Raw genomic sequence first — 2,636 nt, 5'->3', positions numbered from 1 at the left:
TGTCGCCTGCCAGGGTGATGGGACCACTGGTTTGCCATGAGCATGGGACCGGGTTGCGTCCGGTCGCGGGGCCGTGTTGATGGTGGCCGACGACCGGTCTGCCGGTCAATCCGAGGGACTCGGATCGGCTGGTTTGCCGTGGCGCGGTTTCTGCCGCTGCCGGTAGGACTCGCCTTCGACGACGAGTTCGAAGGCCGCCGACTGGAGCCGGTCCATCGCGGACTGGGCCAGCAGCGGGTCGGCCATCATGGTCAGGATCTCGGGTGGTTCGCGGTTGCTGGTGATGACGGTGGAGGCTTTGCGGTGGCGTTCGACGATCAGCTCGTAGAAGTCGTTGGTTTCCATAGCCTCGAGCCGGTGTAGCGCGAGGTCGTCGAGGATCAGCAGGTCGACGCGGTGCAGTTTGCGCATCTCGTCTTCGTAGCTGCCGTCCAGCCGCGCCCCGCGTAGTCGTTTGAACAGTTTGTCGGCGCGTTCGGTGTGGACGGTGTAGTTGCGGCGGACCGCGATGTGTCCTAATGCGTTGGCCAGGAACGTTTTTCCGACGCCGACTGGTCCCATGACGAGGATGTTGTAGGCGTCGGCGAGGAACCGCAGCGAGGTCAACTCGGCCCAGAGTTCCCGGTCGAAGCTGACCGCGGTGGACTCGTCCCAAGCCTGCAACTGCATCTGCGGGTCCAGGTGGGCGGCCTTGGCGCGGCGCTGCGCGGATTCGCGGTCGCGGCGGGTGACCTCGTCGGCGAACAACATCTCCAGAAAGTCGTGGTGCGGCAGCCGGTTCGACCGCGCCAACGCCAGCCGCTCGGGCAGTGTTTCCAGGAGCTGTCCGAGCTTGAGTCGGCACATCAGCGATTTGAGCTCCGGGGAGATCTCGATCGGTTTGACCGCCGGTGTCGCGGCGGGTCGGCGGGTGGTCATGAGGGCCTCCGGACTGCGAAATCAGTAGTGGCGCGGACGAATCGAGACGGGGCCGGTGGCGGCAGCAGCGCTAGCTGCTGCCCATCGGTGGCGGTGCCGCGGGTGAGCATGCGGTCGATGACGCCGACGTCGACGACCTCGGCGTCCAGCGCGCGACGGCAGGCATCGTCGACCGCGGCCGGGCCGTGACGGCGAACGAGACCGAGCAGCCGATAGACCTGCCGCATCTTCGTCCAGGGCAGCGGATGCTCCAATACCGCGGCGGCATAGATGCCGATGTGCTCGCCGTGTCCGGATGCCTTGCGCTGCAAAGTGTTCAGGTCCCGCATCGCATAAACAGACACCTCCGAGGGCAGGTCGGCCGGATCGGTGTGGCGGCGTCCCGGTGCGACGACGGGGTGGACTTTGATCAGTTCCCCGCGCCAATACAGTTTCACCGTGGTCGCATCGACGCGGGCGTCCAGGCGCTGCCCGACGAGGTCACCGGGGACGCTGTAGAGCGCCTTGGAGATCTGAACGTGCCGGTCCGGGGCCACTTTGGGGCGAACCCAGGTCGGGATGTCGAACGGCTCATCGGATAGCGGCTTCAACTGTGGCAGCTCGTCGGCGTCGAACACTTCGGCCGGGCGCAACCGGGTGGTGCCGTGCACCCGCATCCCGGCGGTCTGCGCGCACCATCGCGCCGCGCGTTCGCGGCAGTCCGATAGATCCCGGAATTGTTCTCCGGCAAAGAAATTCGATCTCACATATTGCACGCAGCGTTCGACTCTGGGTTTGTCTTTCGGACTGCGGACCCGAGCCGGATCGACGGCGAAGCCGCGCGCCTGGGCGTATTCGCGGAACGCATCGTTGAGCTTCGGGTCGGTCGCGTTCGCCTGGTCGACAATCGCTTTCATGTTGTCGGGAATCACCGTTGCGAACACGCCGCCGAAGAACGCCCACGCGGCCTCGAACCCGGCGATCACGTCGTTCAGGGTCTGCCGGTAAGTCGGCCAGACGAACATGTGCCGCGAATACACCGCGGTGAAGATCAGGCCCTGCACCACCCGGCGCCGTCCGTCGGTCATGTCGGTGAGCAGCCCCAGCCGGCCGAAGTCGACCTGCACCTCCGCGCCCGGATCGCAGTCGGCCACCCGGACCGTGGTCTTGCGTTGCCCGAACCCCAATTCCGTTGCCGCATAACGGTTCAACGTCCGATACGACACCACCACCCCGCGCCGACCCAACAGGATATGGATCTTGGTCAGCGTCAGCCCCTCGTCCAGCCAAGCCCGGATCTGCTCCGACTGCGCGGCCACCGTCGCCCACGCCTCGCTCTTGCCGTTCGGGCGCGCCCGGCGCACCCCGGCGATCACTGCCGCCAGCAGCTCATCGGTCAGCTGCCCGGCATCACCCTCACGATCCAGGCCACACGCCCTCGCCATCTCCACATAGCGGCGCACCGTCTTGCGGTCGGTGCCCGACAGCCGGGCCACCTCCCGCAACCCTCGACCCAGCAGCCACAGCCGCAAGATCTCCCTTACCTCGATCACCGATACCTCCCGGTAGCTCATTGGCCAATGCAACGACCGAGCGACCGGAAGCCCCCGAAGCCACGCCGGGTGGTCCCATAACTGGCAAAACCGCTAGTCAGGTGGTCCCATCAGTGGCAAACAGGGTGGTCCCATGCCCCTGGCAAAAACCACTCCGAAGTGGTCCCTTCCCCGTGGCAGCCGACA

Annotated in this window: 2 protein-coding genes; both read right to left on the bottom strand. The window is 66.2% G+C overall.

Annotated elements, in window-relative coordinates; all coding sequences use genetic code 11:
* Positions 1 to 105 precede the first annotated feature (105 nt).
* Positions 106 to 918, bottom strand: a complete 813-nt coding sequence (locus ACIRRA_RS45785) for an ATP-binding protein (RefSeq protein ID WP_402782378.1) — start codon at positions 916 to 918, stop codon at positions 106 to 108.
* The gene (gene istA / locus ACIRRA_RS45780; protein WP_402782375.1) at positions 915 to 2,471 is read right to left on the bottom strand and encodes an IS21 family transposase; all 1,557 of its coding nucleotides are present in this window, start codon (positions 2,469 to 2,471) and stop codon (positions 915 to 917) included. Before istA ends, ACIRRA_RS45785 begins: the two co-directional genes overlap by 4 nt.
* Positions 2,472 to 2,636 lie beyond the last annotated feature (165 nt).

The organism is Nocardia sp. NPDC101769, from assembly GCF_044766925.1.
Classification (GTDB): Bacteria; Actinomycetota; Actinomycetes; order Mycobacteriales; family Mycobacteriaceae; genus Nocardia.
This window is presented reverse-complemented; position numbering and strand designations above follow the sequence as displayed.